Genomic DNA, 19,039 nt, shown 5'->3' on the forward strand with positions numbered 1-19,039 from the left:
ACTTAGCGCCTTCGTGTCTTAGTGGCAAAAAATTAAGAAACTGCTTTTTTAGGTTTTAAATGATACGCTGTGTATAAAGAAATTCCAGCAAGGAAAATCCAAAAAACATCTATGAAGAAAATCTGAAATTTATTATCCATAAAAGAATTCCAAAACCAATTTCCAGAAACAATTCCATTTGTAATTGGAATTAAGAATCCTAAAATACTTCCTGAAATCAGAGAGAATTTGTTGGTGAAAGCGTCATTCTTTTTAATGATAAAGAAGATCGTCAGGAAGAGCCAACCTCCAAAATAAAGCGCATATAAATTAGACTGGCTTAAAGGATAGAAAATTTTGCTTCCTATAAATGCCAAAGCTGTAATTGGATACATGCTTAAACAAATCGCCAAGTAAATACGAACAACAGCAGCGTTGAAACGTCTTTTCTTTTCTGGCATATTGTTTTTCTGTCGGGCAACAAGCCAAATCATAACTCCAGAGATAATGACAAAACAAGTTATAATTCCTAGGAGGAAACTAACGATTTTTAAAGCATATCCGCCATAATCTCCAAAATGTATTCTGTATAAAACATTTTTGACAACATCTAAATAACTAGTATGAGCAATTGGATCTTTTTTGGCAATTTCTTTTCCGTCAGAAACTCTGTATACTACTTTTCCAATTCCTGTAAATTTTTTATGGCTTAAAAGTTCGCCCTCAACCAAAACGTGCATATTGGCATCTCCATAATTTTGGATGAAAACACGAGTAATTTCAAAATCATCCCAGTTCTTTTTAGTTTTGGCAACCAGTTCATTAATATTAAATGGATTTGCCAGTTTTTTATTTTCAAAGGTATAATCTGGATCAGTATATTCGAGTTCTTTATATAATTTATCTTGATCTCCCTTGTAAAGAGCCATTACAGCTGGAGCTACAATCAAAAGTTTAATCATAAAAAATGCTCCGGTAACCGCATATACAAATTGAAATGGCAGGCCAATCATTCCTAAAGCCGTGTGCGCATCTGTCCAAAGCGTTTTTAATTTTTCTTTCGGACGGAACATGTAAAAGTTAGAAACAATTTTATTCCAATGCAATAAAACTCCTGTTATGATTGCGAATAGGAAAAATAAAGCGGTAAATCCAGATAAATAATATCCCGCAGGATATGGAATTTGCGCCAAGAAATGAAGACGGTATAAAAGTTCGCCTAATGAATAAGACTCTTCGTAAGTGTAGGTTTTGTGATTTTTATTGTCTAGATAAAAAAACTCTCCAGCTTGCTGTTTTTTTGGAGCCAAGGTATCTTTGGTTCCTTCCATATATACAGCAACTCTATTTTCTACAGACGGTTTAGAAATGGTAAGATTTCTTCCGTACAAAACATATTTTTTGTCAAGATGCTGAAGTGCATCATTGTAATCTAATTGAATTTCTCTTGTGATTGCTGTAGATTCATTTCTTTCCCAATTGATGATTTCATCTCTAAAAAAAGAAAAAGATCCAGCGAAGAAAATTACAAAAAGAACTACGCTGATAACGATTCCGCTGACAGTATGCGTGTGAAAATAGATATTGTAATGACGGTTATTCATAAATATTATTGTGCCGTATTATAGGTTTGACCGAGATAAATGAAAAGACAAAAAAGTAGAGATAGCAAAATGTAAACTCCCCAGATTTTCCAGCCGTTTTTCGCTAAGAAAGCAATAATCATTAATGCCACCCAAAGAATAAAACCGCTGAAAGCCATTGTGATTAACACATCTTTTCGGCTAAACCAAGCCGCTAAAGCCAAATGAAAAGTAACAGAAACAAAGTATCCTCCTAAAATTGCAGCAGTAATTTTGGAAAAACGAGGCCAAAAAGAAGGATTTAGATATTTTGGATTTGCTGGCATATTATATTTTAAAGTGGATTTTAGTTGTAATAAAGTTCAGTTACAGCAACAAAAATGAGTAAGGCCAAAAGTAACTTGCTGTTTATTTTTTTTAAAGGAGTAAGAATAATGATTAGGCTTCCAACAGTCATCAGCTGAATAAAAAACATCAAAGTGCCACAACCCAATGATTGTGTAAAAAGCCACATTGCATAAGCAGAAAGCAAAAGCATTAATCCAATAATTTTGGTTTGCTTTGGATTTTTCTGCATCCATTTTTCAAAACCTAAATCATACGACAACACTGCTCTTTTAGAAGTATAATACAGTGTGTAAAAAGCTAAGAAAACGATAAGACTGGCAATTGTAATCATAATCATTAAAATTTAAAAACACCTTCCGATAAAGGAAGGTGTTTTGTTGTTTATTAGAATCTATAAGCGAAACTTGCCGCAACACTTCTCATGTTTCTTGGATGAATAGTTGACCATCCATCATAAGTATCAACATTTGCTATGTTGTCTAGTTTAAGAGTCAATGTGAATTTTTCTGTTCCGTAGAAAATAGAGGAATTTAAAACAGTGTAAGATGGTATTGTAAACTGACCAACGCCGTTTCGGTTCATTATTAAGTTTTTGTCAGCATAATTTCCTCCAAAACCTAAACCAAATCCTTGTAAATCTCCTTCTAAGAATTTATAGCTTGCCCAGAAGTTTGCAGAGTTTCTTGGTCCAGAGCTTTCTGGTCTGCGTCCTACGAAAGAAGGATCTCCAGCATTTAAGACTGCATCTACGTAGCTATAACCTGCCACAATGTTTAAACCAGCAACTGGACTTGCTACGATTTCTGCTTCAAAACCTTTGTTTCTTTGAGCTCCGTCTTGATAAGAAGTTTGAGTGTTGATAGAACCGTTAGCTCCATATACTGTGTACACTTGATCTTTTACTTGAATATCATAGTAGCTGAAGGTTGCATATACTTTGTCTTTAAGAACATTTAATTTTGTTCCGATTTCAAATTGATTAGCGTGTTCTGGTTTAAAAGTTCTCGGGCTAGAACTTCCGTCGGGTAAAATATCACTTGTTGGAGCAGAGTTTGCAAAGCCGTCCATATAGTTTGCAAAAATCGAAACCTTATCAATAATTGGTTGGTACACTAAACCAAATTTTGGAGAAAAAGCAGTTTGGTTGTAATCATCTGCTTTTGTTGTAACATCTCCAGCTGTCATAAAACGGTCTACACGTAAACTTCCCATTGCAGAAAGAGAAGGAGTAATGTTGATAACATCAGAAACATAAGCACTAAAAACTTCTTGTTTTGTTTTATTGTTATTTGCTGCAGCTTCTGCTAAAAGTTTATCTGAACCAGCTTTTGTCAAATTACCATTGTCACCAGTTGTAATATACTTGTCTGGATCTGTAATGCCGAATACGTATTGGTTTACAGTTGCTAAATCCATATTTCCAATATAAACTCTTCCGTTTGCCACATAGCCTGATCCGTTATCGATTTGTCCTCTATTGAAGTAGTCTAAACCAGCAACGATGCGATTTCTTAAACTTCCAATTTTGAAATCTCCAATGAAATTCTGTTGAATATCTGTTGTTAAAGTTGTAGAGTTTTGGTAATTCATAGAACGTCCTAAAACAATTCCTTCAGTAATTTCAGGAATAAATCTTGTTCCTTCATATAAATAAGTATAATATCCTTCAGATTTTGATGAACCTCTAGAAACTACTGTTTGAGAAGTCCATTGGTCAGAGATTTTATAGTTCATTTGTCCTTGAAGACTGTAAGATGGCGTTTGAATTGCAAGTTCGTTACTTGTGTAAGAACGTTTGTTGTCGTAACCCAATTCGTCAATATTGTGAACTCTTAATGCAGCGCCTCTATCCAAGAAAAGCATAGTTGGGTTTGTTGCTTCGTTTTTCATGAATTCAGTATTGATGAAAAATGAAAGTCTGTCATTTACTTCATAAGATAATGAAGGAGCAAAGAAGAAAGATTTTCTATATCCGGCATCTTGAAAGCTGTTTTCGCTGTGATAAGCTGTGTTAAGACGGAAGTTAATTTTGTGTTCTTCGTCTAATGGAGTATTTACATCAGCAGTCACGCGGTTTAATCCGTAGCTTCCAGCTGTATAAGTTACTTCTCCGCCAAAACGGTCGTAAGGTTTTTTAGTAGTCATATTGATTAAGCCACCATAAGAAATAAGGCTGCTTCCGAATAAAGTTCCAGAAGGTCCTTTAATTACTTCAATTTTATCGATGTTTGCAGGATCTAAACTTCCGTTTGTTAAGCCTGGTAATCCATTAATCATTGTTGGCTGTACAGCAAATCCTCTTAAAGAGAAATATCCTGCTCCATCACCTCCACGACCTGTAGAAGCCCATAACGGATTTAATCCTGGAGCATTTTTAAGAGCATCATCAAGGTTTGTAACTACTTGCTCTTTTAAAAGTTCGCTTGTAATCGTAGTATATACTTGTGGATTTTCAAGATTTTTAAGAGGTAATCTTGATACTTGCTGTGTTTCTTTACGAGCAAGAGGGTTTTTTCTGCCGTTTCCGTTAATTACAATTTCACTTAACTGCTCAGAGTTTGAGGTAATACTGAAATTTTCAATTAATTCGTCTCCGCTATTAAGCGTAATGCTTTTTTCTTTAGATGTAAATCCAACTGCTGAGACTCTAATAATGTAAGTTCCAGGTTTTAGGTTCTTTATTTCATAGTTACCTTTGGTGTCTGTGTTTGTTCCGATTTTTGTTCCTTTTAAAGCAACAGATATGTTATCTGCTGTTCCACTATCCGAACTAATCTGACCTTTTATTGTCGCTTTTTCTTGTGCCAAAACAGATGTTCCTGTAAGTAGAGCCAAGCATACAGTTAAGAGCGAAATCGTAAATTTTAATTTCATTTTTATTTAGAATTAATTTTGATAGCGCAAATTTAATTGCTGGAGAGCAATCAAACAAGTTGTTTTTATTTATTCTAAATAAAATATTTTTTAAAGGATAAAATTTTCAATAATTCAAAAAATTAACATCTTAAGCCAATCTTAAGCTAATTTTAAGCAAAAAAAAAGCCTGTTCTAATGAAAGAACAGGCTTTTGTATTGTCGAAAATTATTTAAAAATTACAATTCTAAAGCACGTTTAGCGTCGCCATTCATTAATAATTCTAATGGGTTTTCTAAAGCTTCTTTTACAGCCACTAAGAAACCAACCGACTCACGTCCGTCGATGATTCTGTGGTCGTAAGAAAGAGCTACATACATCATTGGGTGAATTTCAACTTTTCCGTTTACAGCAATCGGACGCTCGATGATGTTGTGCATTCCTAAGATTCCTGATTGAGGAGGGTTGATGATTGGAGTAGACAACATACTTCCAAAAACACCACCGTTAGTGATTGTGAAAGTTCCTCCAGTCATATCGTCAACTGTAATTTGACCATCACGAGCTCTTAAAGCTAATCTTTTGATTTCAGCTTCAATTCCACGGAAAGTTAAATTCTCAGCGTTACGAACAACAGGAACCATTAATCCTTTTGGTCCAGAAACAGCGATAGAGATATCACAGAAATCGTATCCTACTTTGTAATCTCCATCGATCATAGAGTTTACATCTGGATATAATTGAAGTGCTCTTGTAACTGCTTTTGTAAAGAATGACATGAAACCTAAACCTAAACCACCGTGTTTAGCTTTGAAAGCATCTTTGTATTCATTACGAATATTGTTGATTGGAGTCATGTTTACTTCGTTGAAAGTAGTAAGCATAGCTGTTTCATTTTTAGCTGAAACTAGTCTTTCTGCTACTTTACGACGTAACATAGATAATTTTGTACGCTCAGTTCCACGGTTTCCTCCAGTTGGAGTTCCCATTGAAGCTACAGCTGTTGCATTTACTGCATCGTCTTTAGTAATTCTGCCACCTTTACCAGTTCCTGTTACAGAAGCTGGAGCAATATTTTTCTCGTCTAATATTTTTCTTGCTGCTGGAGATGGAGTTCCTGCTGCATAGCTTGTAGCAGCTGGAGCTTGAACTGGCTCAGCTTTTGGAGCTTCTGCTTTTACTTCAGCCTTAGGAGCCTCAGCTTTTGGAGCTTCTGCTGCTGGAGCTGCAGATCCGCTTCCTGCTGGTTTAGCAGCATCTGTATCAATTAAACAAACTACAGCACCTACTGCAACTGTATCACCTTCTTCAGCTTTTAGTGTAATTACACCGCTCATTTCAGCAGGCAATTCAAGAGTAGCTTTATCTGAATCAACTTCAGCAATAGCCTGATCTTTCTCTACATAATCTCCGTCTTTTACTAACCAAGTTGCAATTTCAACTTCTTTTATTGATTCCCCTGGTGATGGGACTTTCATTTCTAAAATCATCTTGTTTTTGTTTAAGGTTTTTATCGTTTCATGTTTCATGTTTCAGGGTGTTAGACTTGAAACTTGGAACATGAAACTTGAAACAATTATTTTTTAATTATCTAAATAAATTTTTATCGAATACCATTCTAATTGCATCAGCATGACGGCGTTTAGCACGTGTATAACTTCCTGATGCTGGAGCAGAATATGCTTTTAATGAAGCCAATCTCCATTTTACTAGATCAAAGTTCATTAACATATAGCTGTAAGCTCCCATGTTTTTAGGTTCTTCCTGAGCCCAAACATAGTCATCTGCATTTGGATATTGTGCGATGATTTCCTTGAGCTGCTCAACAGGGAAAGGAAATAATTGCTCGATACGAACAACAGCAACGTCTTTTCTTCCGTTGTTTTCTCTTTCTGCAGTAATATCATAGTAGAACTTACCAGTAACGAAAACTAATGTTTTAACATCTTTTTTGTTAACTGTAGTATCGTCAATAGTTTCTTGGAAACTTCCATTTGCTAAATCTTCTACTGGAGATACGCATCTTGGATCACGTAGTAAACTTTTTGGAGTAAATACTACAAGAGGTTTACGGAAATTTGTTTTCAATTGTCTTCTTAATAAGTGGAAGAAGTTAGCAGGCGTTGTACAATCTGCAACATACATATTATGTCTTGCACAAAGCTGTAAGTAACGCTCCATTCTAGCAGAAGAGTGCTCAGCACCTTGTCCTTCGTATCCGTGAGGTAATAAAAGAACAATACCATTTTGGTTGTTCCATTTATCTTCACCACAAGAAATGTATTGGTCAATCATAATTTGAGCTCCGTTAGAGAAATCTCCAAATTGTGCTTCCCAGATTGTCAAAGCTTTTGGACTTGCCAATGCATATCCGTAATCAAAACCTAAAACTCCGTACTCAGATAAGTGAGAGTTGTAAACATTAAAGTTTCCTTTTTTGTCCTCTAAGCTATTGATTAAGATTACTTCTTCTTCAGAATCTTCAACTTTAACTACAGCGTGACGGTGAGAGAAAGTACCTCTTTCTACGTCTTGCCCAGAAATACGAACATCAAAACCTTCTTGTAATAAAGATCCGTATGCTAAATGCTCAGCCATACCCCAATCTAAAAGATTAGTTTCGAAGAACATTGTTTTTCTGTCGTTGATTAATTTTTGAATTTTACTGATGAATTTTTTGTCTTCAGGCAAATTAGAAAGTGCATTTGCAATTTGAGTTAATTTTTCTTTTGGATAAGAAGTATCAACTTTTTGAAGCATTTGCGTGTCTGTAACCTGAACAAAACCTTCCCATTCATTTTTCATGAATGGAGTAATGATAGTCAAATCTTTTTTACGAGAAGCTTCTAAATTCTCCTCCAATTGAGATTTGTATTGTTTTTCTAAAGCATTTACATAAGAAGCATCGATTACACCGTCAGAAAGTAATTTTTCTGCGTAGATGTCTCTTGGATTTTTATGTTTAGCAATGATTTTGTATAAAACAGGCTGAGTAAAACGTGGCTCATCACCTTCGTTGTGTCCGTATTTTCTATATCCTAATAAATCGATAAATACGTCACGTCCAAACTGCATTCTGTAATCTAATGCAAAAGATACCGCGTGAACAACAGCTTCTGCATCGTCAGCATTTACGTGTAATACTGGAGAAAGCGTTACTTTGGCAACGTCTGTACAGTAAGTAGATGAACGAGCATCTAAATAGTTTGTTGTAAAACCAACTTGGTTGTTGATTACGATATGAATAGTTCCGCCAGTTTTGTATCCGTCCAATAAAGACATCTGAATGATTTCATACAAAATACCTTGACCAGCGATAGCCGCATCACCGTGAACAGCGATTGGCAATACTTTTGAAATATTTTCTGGGAAATGTCTTTCTTGTTTTGCTCTTGTGATACCTTCAATTACCGCTCCAACAGTTTCTAAGTGAGAAGGGTTTGGCGCTAAATTGATATTGATGCTTTTTCCAGATCTTGTTTTTCTGTCTGCCGTAAGACCTAAGTGATATTTTACGTCACCGTCAAAATACTCTTGATCGTAGTCTTTCCCATCAAACTCACCAAAAATATCTTGAGTAGATTTTCCGAAGATATTTGCCAAAACGTTCAAACGACCACGGTGAGCCATTCCCATTACGAATTGTTCAACACCTTTTTCTGCAGCTTGCTCAATTAAAGCGTCAAGAGCTGGGATGATAGATTCTCCACCTTCTAATGAGAAACGTTTTTGTCCAACATATTTAGTGTGAAGGAAGTTCTCAAAAGAAACGGCTTCGTTTAATTTATTTAAGATTATTTTCTTTTCCTCTGTAGAGAAATTAGGCTGATTTGTATTTACAGCTAATTTGTCCTGAATCCATTTTACAACATTAGGATTTCTAATGTACATATACTCAATACCGATATGCTGGCAGTAAATAGTTTTTAGACGATTTACGATATCTTGCAATGAAGAAGGCGCCATTCCGATTGTTTGAGCAGCGTCAAAAACAGTTGAAAGATCTGCTGTAGATAATCCGAAGTTTTCAATATCCAAAGTTGGAGATGAAGTTCTACGATCACGAACAGGATTTGTTTTCGTGAATAAATGCCCGCGCGTACGGTATCCGTCAATTAATTTAAGAACGTTAAATTCTTTCTTTAGTTTTTCAGAAATCTGACTGTAATCTGTGTTATCGCTAGTCACGTACTCAACGATCGTTTGCACTGGATTTTCGTCATTATAAGTCGTTTGCCCAAAGTCAAAACCTTGAAAGAAACTTCTCCAGCTAGGCTCAACGCTGTCTGGGTTAACTAAATATTGATCGTATAATTGTGCAAAAAACTCAGTATGCGCTGCGTTTAAAAATGAAAACCTATCCATAATATGAGTGAATATACTTTTTTGTTATATAGAAAGGCAAAAGTACAACAATCGCATTTATTTAAATCTTTTTTTTACGTACTTTTACGTAAAAATTTGTTAAAATAAACGTTAACTATGAATAAAATTCAATTTTCAATCGATTGCAGATATTTTTTTGTGATTTTGACTGTCTTATTTTCAAGTTATAGTATTGCACAACAAAAATATGTCATTGACAATAGTAACCATTTTTGGGATAAAGTTCAATTTGGAGGTGGTTTAGGTCTTGGATTTGGTTCAGGATATACCAATATCTCGGTAATGCCAAGTGCCATTTACAATGTTAACGAAATTGTAGCAGTTGGAGCAGGTCTTCAATTTGGCTATTTATATCAAAAAAATTATTACGAATCTTTCGTTTGGGGAGGAAGTCTTATAGGTTTAGTAAATCCAATCCCCGAAATCCAATTGTCAGCTGAATTAGAGCAAGTAAGAGTCGATAGCCAATATGAAGCAGGATATGATATTTATGGTCGTTATTATCCTTCCTATTCAGATAGTTATTGGAATACTGCACTATATCTAGGAGCAGGTTATAGAACAGGAAATGTGACTATTGGAGCGCGTTACGATGTTTTGTATGATCCCAATAAAAGTCTTTACGGCTCAGGATTTATGCCTTTTGTGAGAGTGTATTTCTAAGTTGCTATCCCGATTGCTATCGGGACTGAGATGCTAAGATTCTAAGTCTTCAATTTGTAAAAAAAAATATTTAAGTGGACCAAGCTTTATTTTCTAAAATAACCTTGAAATATTTAAAAGAGAATTATCCTGATTTTGTAGGAAATATTGATTTTAAAAAAGATCAATCTTTTGATTGTTTTATTAAAAGTATCCAAGGAAACAGATTTTTGTGGGTAGCGACTTATGATTTGGAAATAACCATTGGTTTTGAAAATCATAATAAAGAATGTGATTGGCATTTTCACATTGGAGCTTCAGGAGGAAATAGCCTAAATGAAGAGCTAGAGCTATTGACTAAAGAACTAAATAAAATTTTAAATAACGAACAGGTTTTTATTTTGGAAGATGGTAAATATATTCCATTAGATAAAAATGATGAGATAGATGTAAAAGAAGATGAAAAGTTATATGTATGGGATGAGATATAAGTATTGAAAAAACTTAGAACCTTATTTATAATAATTTCGAAACCAAACCTTTTGCCATTCTCTTTTTAAAATTAAGAAAGCAACTTGTTCAGCAAGAATGACTAAATCAGAACCATCTAATTGTTTGATTTCATTTTCGGGAACGTCAATGATATAAAGGAGATTTAAATATTCAGCAAATTTATACTGAATCATTCTATAGACTTTTTCGTGAAGCTGAATTTTTAATTCATCTGGAGAAATGCTCATTGGAAAATCAATTCCTTCATTCGCTAAATTAAAATCTTTATTAAGCTGTTCAATAAGACTCAGATATAAAGTCTCTGCTTGCGCCTGCGCTAATAATGATTCGGTATTTGTTGGTGCTACAAACATATGATTTTAGATTTTAGATTACTGATTTATGATTGTAGAATTTGTTATTGAAATTGATTTTTGAATTGCTAGTTTTTAAACTTTACGTCCCATTAAATTTTCTCCGAAAGTTCTCAAAACGTTTTTCTTCTCATTGCTTATTTCCATTTTTTCTAACGTTTCAAAAGCTTTAAAAGTGTACATTTCGATTGCTTCCTGAGTGGCTTTTGATGCTCCGGATTCGTTGAAAATGGCTTTAGCGGTTGCTATTTTTTCTGTATTATCTTCCAGTTGAAGCGTGAATAATTTTTCTAATTCAGAAGCTTTTTCATCAGAAGAGAATTCTAAAGCCTTCAGATATAAATACGTTTTTTTGTTTTCTATAATATCTCCTCCAACCTGTTTTCCGAATGTTTCAGGGTCGCCAAAAGCATCTAGATAATCGTCTTGAAGTTGGAAAGCCAAACCTAAATTTAATCCAAAATCATAAATTAAATCAGCTTCTTTTTCAGAAGTTTTAGCAACAATGGCACCCATTTTCATGGCAGCCGCCACCAAAACAGCTGTTTTGTATTCAATCATTTTAAGGTATTGAGGAATCGTAACATCTTTGCGAGTTTCAAAATCTACATCCCATTGCTGTCCTTCGCAAACTTCAAGAGCTGTTTTGCTAAATAATTTGGCCAAGTTTCTAAAAACACTTGGTTCGTATTGTTCGAAATATTGATATGCCAAAATAAGCATGGCATCTCCAGAAAGAATTCCCGTATTTAAATCCCATTTTTCGTGCACGGTAATTTGCCCTCTTCTCAAAGGGGCATCATCCATAATATCATCATGAACCAACGAAAAGTTATGAAAAACTTCAACTGCCATTGCTGCGGGAAGTGCCGTCTGGTACTCAGTATCAAAAACTTCTGCGGCCATTAATGTTAAAACTGGACGGATACGTTTTCCGCCAAGTCCTAAAATGTATTCTATAGGTTCGTAAAGATTTTTAGGCTCTTTATGTATGTTTTGGCTTTGTAGATAATTAATGAAAAAATCCTGGTACTGACTTATATCCTGCATAATGAATTCTGATTTCGAGCCCCAAAGATACAATTCAAATATTAATTTCTGGAGATGAAATGTTAAAAGCGTATAGATGATTAAAAAGGGCTTTTAACCTTTCTCATTTCTAATATGTTAAAAAAAAAAATCAAAAAACTCGGAAACTTTTTTGGTATTCAAAGTTTCCTGTCTATATTTGTAGCGATAAAATGGAAACCGAAAACACTATAAAAGTTTCCATGAAAAGTTTTAATGATTCGTAAAATCAATTAAATCAATTATTTATGAAAACAAAATGGACCTTAGATTCTAGCCAGTCAGATGTTTTATTGAAAATGAGACGATCAAGAACTGCTTATTTGGGAGGAGATGCAAATAAATTTGATGGGTATGTGAATATTGAAGATAATGAAATTGAAGATGCTTCTGTCGAATTCTCATTAGACATCAATAACAAAAATGAAAGTTTCCAATCTATAGATGCTTATTTACAGCTTCAGGATTTTTTTGAAGAAGATGAGCATCCGATCATCAGTTTCAAATCGACATCGTTTCAAAAAGTAAATCAGAACATCAATTTTTTCAAAGGAGATTTAACTATAAAAGATATCACTAGAGTAGTTGAATTAGACGCTGAATTTCTAGGAGAAAATATTTATAATGGAGAAAAGAAAGTAGCTTTTGAAATCAAAGGAAATATCAAACGTGAGGACTTTGGTTTAGATTACAGTTCTTTCAACCATGCTTCGGGAGGTGCTTTAGGTAAAGATATTAAACTTATAGCAAATTTAGAATTTAGCATATAAATCTTACCAAATCAATAATTTGATGTAAAATTATTACAAATAATAAGGAAACTATTTTTTTAATTTTAGTTTCCAAAGTATATTTGTGATGCAATCGAGAATTTAAAATGAAAGAGAAGATTATAGCAAAAGCAAGTGAATTATTTTTGAAGCTTGGTTTTAAGAGTGTTACGATGGATGATATTGCAGGTGAAATGTGTATTTCAAAAAAAACGATTTACAAATATTTCTGCAATAAGGAAGTTTTGATTGAAGAAAGTACCTCAATGGTTCATAGACAAGTTCACGAAATTATGGATACCATTATAGCGAAGAATTATAATGCTATTCATGAGAATTTTGAGATCAGAGAAATGTTCCGCGACATGTTTAAAAATAATACAGACACGTCTCCAATTTATCAGTTAAAAAAACATTACCCTGAGATTTACCAAAATATCCTTTCTTTTGAAATCGATCAGTGTACACAGTGTTTTAGAGATAACATCGAAAAAGGAATTCGCGAAGGGCTTTACAGAAGTGATTTGAATGTGGAGGTTTATGTTAAGTTTTACTATACACTAGTTTTTCATATAAACGAAAATACGGTTTCTGAAAGCGAAGCACAAAGAATCGAGCTTGAGGCATTAGAATATCATACTCGTGCAATGGCTACTGAAAAAGGAGTCGAAGAATTAGAAAAACAGCTAAAAAGAATAAATAATTAATCCAAATATATTCAATCGTCATTATTCTGAACGAGGACGGAAAATGACGATACTATCTCAAAATTTAAAAATAAATATTTAACTACTTATGAAAAGAATCCTTCTTATATTTTTGTGCACCATTGGCTTCTCTGTCAACGCACAAACCACTTTAACCCTGAAAGACGCGGTCAATTATGCGCTTCAAAATAAGGCCGATGCTAAAAAAGCAAAACTTCAGGTAGAAAATAGTGAGTATCAGATTCAGGAAATACGTTCGAGAGCCTTACCGCAAATTAGTGCAAACGGGAATTTAACATATAATCCGGTAATTCAGACAACAGTTATTGATGGAGCTGCATTTGGCGCGCCAGGAACTACGATTCAGGCAGCATTTGGCCAAAAATGGACATCAACTGCAGGGATTTCTTTGACTCAGGCATTATTTGATCAGTCTGTTTTTACAGGTTTAAGAGCAGCAAAAACGACTCGTGAGTTTTACCAAATAAATGATCAGTTAACTGAAGAACAAGTTATTGAGAGAGTTGCAAATAACTATTATTCAGTTTATGTGCAAAGAGAAAGACTTATCCTTTTAGATAGCAACTATGTAAATACACAAAAAGTTCGTGATATTGTTCAAGGGCAGTTTAATAACGGTTTGGCTAAAAAAATTGATTTAGACCGTATTATCGTAAAACTGTCTAACATTGATACAGATCGTCAGCAGGTTAAAAATCAAATCGAGTTACAGGAAAATGCATTGAAGTTTTACATGGGTATGCCTATAGAAACTCAAATCGTGATGCCAAAAGAAGAATTTGAAGTTGTGCCAGCTGCTTTAACACAAGAGCCAAATATTGAAAACAGAACAGAATATTTGCTTTTGAAAAAACAAGAAGAACTTTTAGTATTCAATAAAAAAGCTGTTGAAGCAGGTTATTATCCTACACTTTCATTATCTGCAGGTTACAATTATATCGGACAAGGACCTGAAATGCCTTGGTTTGCAAAACCAGAAAAAGGTGTGTATTGGTCAGATTTCTCAGCTATTGCTTTAAACTTACACGTGCCAATCTTTACAGGTTTTGGAACACGTGCAAAAGTTAGACAAGCCGATGTTCAAATCAGAGAACTTCAGGAAGATATTAAAGACACTAAACTTTCTCTTGATTTAGATTATAGAAATGCAATGACACAGATTAATAATAATCTTGTAACAATTGAAAATCAGAGAGAGAATATGCGTTTAGCGTTAGAAATTCTAAGCAATACTAAAAATAATTACCTTCAAGGTTTAGCATCTTTAACCGATTTGCTAGACGCAGAAAACGCATCACTTGAAGCTCAAAATAACTTTACAAGAGCGGTTTTAAATTATAAAATTGCCGAAATATCTCTAATCAAATCGAAAGGCGAACTTAAATCTCTTACTAAATAACAAATTATTACAATGAAGAAAATAATTATAACAGTCGTAATCATAATTGTAGCTTTTTTTGGAGTGAGCTACATTTTAAATAAGAACAAAGCAGAAAACGAAGCGAAAACTGCAATTGTAGCAGAAAAAAACGCAGCAGTTTCTGTAAAAGTAGCAACAGTAAAAACAGAAGATGTTAATTTGGCTTTTACTGCTAATGGAAACTTTGTGCCAATTCAGGAATTGACTTTCTCTGCTGAAAAATCTGGAAAAGTAATTAGTGTTTTAGTAAAAGAAGGTGACTATGTAAAAGTAGGACAAACTCTTTTAACAGTGAGAGGAGACGTTATCAACGTAAATGCTCAGGCAGCTGAAGCAGCTTACCAAAATGCAAAATCTGATTATGCTAGATATGAAAACGCTTTTAAAACTGGCGGTGTTACAAAACAGCAATTAGATCAGGCAAAATTGGCTTTGACTAACGCTCAATCTAATTATACTCAAGCAAAAATCAATGTTGGAGATACAAGAGTAAAAGCGCCAATTAACGGATATATCAACAAAAAATATATTGAACCAGGTTCTATTTTAGCTGGAATGCCAGCAACAGCCTTATTTGACATCGTAAATGTTTCTAAATTAAAATTGAATGTTACTGTAAACGAAACTCAAGTAGCAAGCTTAAAATTAGGAAGCACAGTAAATATTACTGCTAGCGTTTATCCTGACAAAACTTTCTCAGGAAAAATTACTTTCATCGCTGCAAAAGCAGATGCATCTTTAAATTTCCCTGTTGAAATTGAAATTACAAACAATGCAAGCAATGACTTAAAAGCAGGTATGTACGGAACTGCAACTTTCGGTTCTACAAACCAAAAACAAAACTTAAAAGTAGTTCCTAGAAATGCATTTGTTGGTAGTGTGAGCAGTAACGAAATCTTTGTTGTAGAAAACGGTGTTGCTAAATTAAGAAAAGTAGTTGCTGGAAGAATTTTAGGAGATAAAGTTGAAATCATCAGCGGTTTAAATGACGGAGAAACTGTAATTGTTACAGGTCAAATCAACCTACAAGACGGAAATACAGTAGAAATTATTAAATAATTATTTGGTTATAAGCATTAAGCGATAGGCTATAAGAAATTTAAAAGCTTAAAGCCTACTGCCTACAGCTTAAAGCATAAAGAAAAAATATATGAAATTAGCCGAAATATCCATAAAACGTCCGTCGTTAGTAATTGTATTGTTTACGATTCTGACACTAGGTGGATTGTTCAGTTACAGCCAATTAGGCTACGAGCTGATCCCAAAATTCGAAACCAACGTAATTACGGTTTCAACTGTTTATCCTGGAGCTTCTCCAAGTGAGGTTGAAAATACAGTAACAAAGAAAATTGAAGATGCGATTGCGTCTTTGGAAAATATCAAGAAAATTGACTCGAAATCTTACGAGAGTCTTTCGATTGTATCGATCACATTGACTTCAAATGCGAATGTTGATATTTCGATGAACGATGCTCAGCGTAAAATTAATGCCATTTTAAGTGATCTTCCAGATGATGCAGATCCACCATCATTGACTAAATTCTCTTTGAGTGATTTACCAATTATGACGCTTGGTGCGAATGGTAAAATGGATGAAGCAGCTTTCTACGATTTGATTGATAAAAAGATTGCTCCAGTTTTATCTCGTGTGCAAGGGGTTGCTCAGGTAAACATTATTGGTGGTCAAGAGCGTGAGATTCAGGTAAACCTTGACGCAGTAAAAATGCAAGGTTACGGACTTTCTGTTCCGCAAGTGCAGCAGACCATTTTGAGTTCAAATTTGGATTTCCCTACAGGTAACATCCAGACTCGTAACCAAAAAATCTTAATCCGTTTAGCGGGTAAATATAAAAGTGTTGAAGAATTGAGAAACTTAGTAGTTTCTTCTCAAAACGGAATCCAAATTCGTTTAGGAGAAATTGCAGATGTTCAGGATACTCAAAAAATTGCAGAGAAAATTGCGCGTGTAGATCAAAGAAGCGCGATTGTACTTCAAATTGTAAAACAATCAGATGCGAATGCCGTTGCGGTAAGTGAGCAGTTGATTAAAACAATTAAAACTTTAGAGAATGATTATAAATCGGCTCAATTAAAATTAGAAGTAGCAAAAGATAGTACTGTATTTACTCTTGAAGCTGCAGATTCTGTTGTACATGACTTGTTAATTGCGGTTATTCTGGTAGCATTCGTAATGTTGTTCTTCTTGCACAGTATTAGAAACTCATTGATCGTAATGGTATCTATTCCAGCGTCTTTGATTGCTACATTTATCGGAATCTATTTATTAGGTTACACGCTTAACTTAATGTCTTTACTTGGTTTATCTCTTGTAGTTGGTATCCTTGTGGATGACGCGATTGTGGTATTGGAAAACATTTACCGACACATGGAGATGGGTAAAAGCCGAATTCGTGCCGCTTATGATGGAACAGCCGAAATCGGTGCAACCGTAACTTCGATTACTTTAGTAATTGTTGTGGTGTTCTTACCGATTGCAATGAGTACAGGATTAGTGTCAAACATTATTACACAATTCTGTGTTACGGTAATTATTTCTACAATGTTCTCATTATTGGCTTCATTTACAATTATTCCATGGTTATCATCACGTTTCGGAAAATTGGAGCATATTGAAGGTAAAAATCTTTTCGGAAGAATTATCCTTGGATTTGAAAGCTACTTAACTCGTTTTACTGACTGGGTATCGAACTTATTAAACTGGTGTTTAGATCACTATATTAAAACAATGGTTGCCATTGTGGTAATGTTCTTTGGAACGATCTTCTGGTTAATGGGAGGCGGATACATTGGAGGAGAGTTCTTTGCATCATCTGATAGTGGAGAGTTCTTGGTTCAAATTGAGATGCCAAAAGATGCTTCATTAGAGCAGACAAACTTTATGACGCAAAAAGCAGAAGCTTTCTTAAAAGGAGAGAAATATGTTTTCAGCCAGATTACAACAGTTGGTCAAACCAGTGAAGGTTTAGGAGCAGCTCAAGCAACAGCTTACAAAGCAGAGATTGACGTTAAAATGATCGATCAAAAAGATCGTACAGATGACGCCAACGTATACGCTGCAAAAGTGAAACGTAAATTGGAAAAAGTTTTAGTTGGAGCAAAAGTAAAAACAGTTCCTGTAGGTATCTTAGGTACTGCTGAAGATGCTACTTTAGGTTTGATCGTAACTGGTCCAAACGTAGAAAGTGCCATGAAATTTGCTAAACTTGCCGAAGCTGAATTGCGTACAATTCCTGGAACAACTGAGATTAAATTAACAGTTGAGGACGGAAACCCTGAGATCAACGTTCAAGTTGACAGAGATAAAATGGCTGCGTTAGGATTAACACTTCAAACAGTTGGTTTAACTATGCAGACTGCTTACAGTGGTAACACAGACGGTAAATTTAGAGCTGGTGAATACGAGTATGACATCAATATTAAATACAACGAATTTGATAGAAAAAACATCACAGACGTTAGTAATTTGATTTTCATCAACAATGCTGGTCAGCAGATTAAATTAAACCAATTCGCGACAATTACAGAAGGTTCTGGACCAAGTAAATTAGAGCGTAGAGATAAAACTGCTTCTGTAACTGTCCAAGGTCAGAACGTTGGGGTGCCAGCGGGAACAATTGTTCAGCAATGGCAGGCAAAATTAGATAAATTGCAAAAACCAACCGGAGTTAACTATATCTGGGGTGGTGACCAAGAAAACCAATCGGAAGGATTTGGTACTTTAGGAATCGCATTATTAGCCGCTATTATTTTGGTTTACCTTGTAATGGTTGGATTATATGATAGTTTCGTTCACCCGTTTGTCGTATTATTTGCTATCCCGCTTTCGTTCATTGGGGTTTTATTTGCACTGGCATTAACTAATAATACTTTAAATATCTTTACCATCTTGGGGGTAATTATGTTGATCGGTCTGGTGTGTAAGAATGCGATCATGCTTGTGGATTATACCAATCAGCGTAGAGCGGCTGGAGAATCTATCAGAAATGCCTTGATTCAGGCAAACCACGCTCGTTTACGTCCGATCTTGATGACGACAATTGCGATGGTGTTTGGTATGTTCCCGATTGCATTGGCATCTGGAGCAGGAGCTGAATGGAAAAACGGATTAGCATGGGTAATCATCGGAGGTTTGATTTCATCATTATTCCTTACTTTGATCGTTGTACCAGTTATCTATGATATTATGGAGAAAATTATTCGTAAGTTCTCTAAAGGAGAAAAAATCGACTATGAAGCTGAAATGCATGCCGATTATGTGCATACTGAATTAAGCGAAGACGGTTTTAATCCTAAACATACTCATTAATAGTTTTAATTTTTGATAGTGAAATTCCGAGCCCGAATTCGGAATTTCACAATGAAAAATCCCAGATT

15 protein-coding genes are annotated in these 19,039 nt (G+C 34.6%); 7 read left to right on the forward strand and 8 right to left on the reverse strand.

The features are described from left to right. Positions 1-32 precede the first annotated feature (32 nt). From FF52_RS13085 to FF52_RS13110, 6 genes are all read right to left on the reverse strand, one after another. The gene (locus tag FF52_RS13085; protein WP_008466133.1) at positions 33-1,583 is read right to left on the reverse strand and encodes a PepSY-associated TM helix domain-containing protein; all 1,551 of its coding nucleotides are present in this window, start codon (positions 1,581-1,583) and stop codon (positions 33-35) included. A 5-nt stretch (positions 1,584-1,588) separates the two neighbouring features. Then, positions 1,589-1,888 carry a hypothetical protein gene (locus tag FF52_RS13090; RefSeq protein WP_008466135.1) on the reverse strand — a complete coding sequence of 100 codons (300 nt, stop codon included), beginning with the start codon at positions 1,886-1,888 and terminating at the stop codon, positions 1,589-1,591. A 20-nt stretch (positions 1,889-1,908) separates the two neighbouring features. Next, the gene (locus FF52_RS13095; RefSeq protein WP_008466137.1) at positions 1,909-2,241 is read right to left on the reverse strand and encodes a hypothetical protein; all 333 of its coding nucleotides are present in this window, start codon (positions 2,239-2,241) and stop codon (positions 1,909-1,911) included. Between the two features lie 53 nt (positions 2,242-2,294). Further along, positions 2,295-4,784, reverse strand: coding sequence for a TonB-dependent receptor (locus FF52_RS13100; RefSeq protein WP_008466141.1), 2,490 nt, complete (start codon positions 4,782-4,784; stop codon positions 2,295-2,297). 219 nt (positions 4,785-5,003) lie between these two features. Beyond that, positions 5,004-6,254 carry a 2-oxoglutarate dehydrogenase complex dihydrolipoyllysine-residue succinyltransferase gene (odhB, locus tag FF52_RS13105; protein WP_008466142.1) on the reverse strand — a complete coding sequence of 417 codons (1,251 nt, stop codon included), beginning with the start codon at positions 6,252-6,254 and terminating at the stop codon, positions 5,004-5,006. 97 nt (positions 6,255-6,351) lie between these two features. Further along, positions 6,352-9,129, reverse strand: a complete 2,778-nt coding sequence (locus FF52_RS13110) for a 2-oxoglutarate dehydrogenase E1 component (RefSeq protein ID WP_008466143.1) — start codon at positions 9,127-9,129, stop codon at positions 6,352-6,354. A gap of 117 nt (positions 9,130-9,246) precedes the next feature. Here FF52_RS13110 and FF52_RS13115 point away from each other — a divergent pair, with 117 nt between their 5' ends. Continuing rightward, positions 9,247-9,813 (forward strand): hypothetical protein, encoded by a 567-nt coding sequence (locus tag FF52_RS13115; RefSeq protein WP_008466144.1) that lies wholly within the window; start codon positions 9,247-9,249, stop codon positions 9,811-9,813. A gap of 74 nt (positions 9,814-9,887) precedes the next feature. Further along, on the forward strand, positions 9,888-10,283 hold the full coding sequence (locus FF52_RS13120) for a hypothetical protein (protein ID WP_008466145.1): 396 nt from the start codon (positions 9,888-9,890) through the stop codon (positions 10,281-10,283). A 21-nt stretch (positions 10,284-10,304) separates the two neighbouring features. Here the strand turns inward: FF52_RS13120 and FF52_RS13125 are convergent, their stop codons facing one another. Then, on the reverse strand, positions 10,305-10,658 hold the full coding sequence (locus FF52_RS13125) for a hypothetical protein (protein WP_008466146.1): 354 nt from the start codon (positions 10,656-10,658) through the stop codon (positions 10,305-10,307). A gap of 75 nt (positions 10,659-10,733) precedes the next feature. Beyond that, the gene (locus FF52_RS13130; RefSeq protein ID WP_008466147.1) at positions 10,734-11,708 is read right to left on the reverse strand and encodes a polyprenyl synthetase family protein; all 975 of its coding nucleotides are present in this window, start codon (positions 11,706-11,708) and stop codon (positions 10,734-10,736) included. Between the two features lie 266 nt (positions 11,709-11,974). Between FF52_RS13130 and FF52_RS13135 the strand changes: the two genes are divergently transcribed. The 5 genes from FF52_RS13135 to FF52_RS13155 all read left to right on the forward strand — a co-directional run bounded on the left by FF52_RS13135 (position 11,975) and on the right by FF52_RS13155 (position 18,971). Beyond that, positions 11,975-12,496, forward strand: a complete 522-nt coding sequence (locus tag FF52_RS13135; RefSeq protein ID WP_008466148.1) for a YceI family protein — start codon at positions 11,975-11,977, stop codon at positions 12,494-12,496. A gap of 107 nt (positions 12,497-12,603) precedes the next feature. Beyond that, entirely contained in the window at positions 12,604-13,203 is a 600-nt protein-coding gene (locus FF52_RS13140; protein WP_008466151.1) for a TetR/AcrR family transcriptional regulator, read from the forward strand. Positions 13,204-13,291: 88 nt separating this feature from the next. After that, positions 13,292-14,623 (forward strand): TolC family protein, encoded by a 1,332-nt coding sequence (locus tag FF52_RS13145; protein WP_008466153.1) that lies wholly within the window; start codon positions 13,292-13,294, stop codon positions 14,621-14,623. Between the two features lie 12 nt (positions 14,624-14,635). Beyond that, entirely contained in the window at positions 14,636-15,703 is a 1,068-nt protein-coding gene (locus FF52_RS13150; RefSeq protein WP_008466154.1) for an efflux RND transporter periplasmic adaptor subunit, read from the forward strand. Between the two features lie 91 nt (positions 15,704-15,794). Continuing rightward, entirely contained in the window at positions 15,795-18,971 is a 3,177-nt protein-coding gene (locus FF52_RS13155) for an efflux RND transporter permease subunit (RefSeq protein ID WP_008466156.1), read from the forward strand. Positions 18,972-19,039 lie beyond the last annotated feature (68 nt).

Origin of the sequence: Flavobacterium sp. F52 (assembly GCF_000278705.1) — a bacterium.
GTDB classification, from domain to species: Bacteria; Bacteroidota; Bacteroidia; order Flavobacteriales; family Flavobacteriaceae; genus Flavobacterium; species Flavobacterium anhuiense.

Bases quoted from the DNA above. Each gene is read 5' to 3' on its own strand.
- FF52_RS13085 (WP_008466133.1), bottom strand. From the start codon at position 1,583: ATGAATAACCGTCATTACAATATCTATTTTCACACGCATACTGTCAGC.
- FF52_RS13090 (WP_008466135.1), bottom strand. From the start codon at position 1,888: ATGCCAGCAAATCCAAAATATCTAAATCCTTCTTTTTGGCCTCGTTTT.
- FF52_RS13095 (WP_008466137.1), bottom strand. From the start codon at position 2,241: ATGATTACAATTGCCAGTCTTATCGTTTTCTTAGCTTTTTACACACTG.
- FF52_RS13100 (WP_008466141.1), bottom strand. From the start codon at position 4,784: ATGAAATTAAAATTTACGATTTCGCTCTTAACTGTATGCTTGGCTCTA.
- odhB (WP_008466142.1), bottom strand. From the start codon at position 6,254: ATGATTTTAGAAATGAAAGTCCCATCACCAGGGGAATCAATAAAAGAA.
- FF52_RS13110 (WP_008466143.1), bottom strand. From the start codon at position 9,129: ATGGATAGGTTTTCATTTTTAAACGCAGCGCATACTGAGTTTTTTGCA.
- FF52_RS13115 (WP_008466144.1), top strand. From the start codon at position 9,247: ATGAATAAAATTCAATTTTCAATCGATTGCAGATATTTTTTTGTGATT.
- FF52_RS13125 (WP_008466146.1), bottom strand. From the start codon at position 10,658: ATGTTTGTAGCACCAACAAATACCGAATCATTATTAGCGCAGGCGCAA.
- FF52_RS13130 (WP_008466147.1), bottom strand. From the start codon at position 11,708: ATGCAGGATATAAGTCAGTACCAGGATTTTTTCATTAATTATCTACAA.
- FF52_RS13135 (WP_008466148.1), top strand. From the start codon at position 11,975: ATGAAAACAAAATGGACCTTAGATTCTAGCCAGTCAGATGTTTTATTG.
- FF52_RS13140 (WP_008466151.1), top strand. From the start codon at position 12,604: ATGAAAGAGAAGATTATAGCAAAAGCAAGTGAATTATTTTTGAAGCTT.
- FF52_RS13145 (WP_008466153.1), top strand. From the start codon at position 13,292: ATGAAAAGAATCCTTCTTATATTTTTGTGCACCATTGGCTTCTCTGTC.
- FF52_RS13150 (WP_008466154.1), top strand. From the start codon at position 14,636: ATGAAGAAAATAATTATAACAGTCGTAATCATAATTGTAGCTTTTTTT.
- FF52_RS13155 (WP_008466156.1), top strand. From the start codon at position 15,795: ATGAAATTAGCCGAAATATCCATAAAACGTCCGTCGTTAGTAATTGTA.